Origin of the sequence: Klebsiella sp. A-Nf5, from assembly GCF_002810545.1 — a bacterium.
Lineage (GTDB): Bacteria > Pseudomonadota > Gammaproteobacteria > Enterobacterales > Enterobacteriaceae > Klebsiella > Klebsiella variicola.
Genome location: NZ_PIOG01000262.1, coordinates 1 through 674 on the forward strand (window position 1 = coordinate 1; position 674 = coordinate 674).

A 674-nucleotide genomic window follows, 5' to 3' on the forward strand; every position below is an offset into this window, starting at 1 on the left:
TGTTCTTATCGCTGAACCAGGGCATCAAAACTGCCATACACTGTTCTGGATAGAGACCCCCACGATGCGATGTTTAAAAAGATTGTAGCTTCGATATGAAGTGTCTTATGGCATGCATACGCTTTTACATATCCAGTCTAAAAAAAATTCTTATTTATATCAATGTATTAATAGCTTAAAACCTTTTTAAAAAAGCCGTTAAACATGTTAAGAATTGTTAAGGTTAAAATCGAGTTTTTATCGCAGGTAACGCCCTCTCTCGTATTTCTCACAAGAGAGTTTGGGAGTGCGTCAGCGGGATAAACGCCAGAATGGCGGCCAGTGCCGTGAGTAGCACTGGCCTGGCCCGTTGTACCGCCGCTTCCACCACTGCATGGAAGGGCGCCCCCACGCACCAGCCCATACTGAGAAAACAAACCACCATGACGGTAAGCAGGGCTGCAAAGAATTTCATCATGAACTCATTAACGGCGGAGCTGGTGTTGACGGACTGATCGGTAACGTTGCGAGTTTCCCGCGGAAGCGGGTGGTCCGAAAAGATTAAAAAAAGCGCCGGTGGTCGATATCAACCGGCGCAAAGAGGCATTAGTTTTTGACGGTATCTTCCAGGAAGAAGCGCCCCAGGGGATTTTGGTAAAAACCGTCGATATTCTTGCGGCTGACGTTGCGGTATG

Annotated in this window: 1 pseudogene; it reads right to left on the bottom strand. The window is 46.9% G+C overall.

The features are described 5' to 3' along the window. Positions 1-283: 283 nt before the first annotated feature. Positions 284-382 (bottom strand): annotated as a pseudogene (locus CWM53_RS32430) (hypothetical protein); the annotation flags it as partial. Positions 383-674 lie beyond the last annotated feature (292 nt).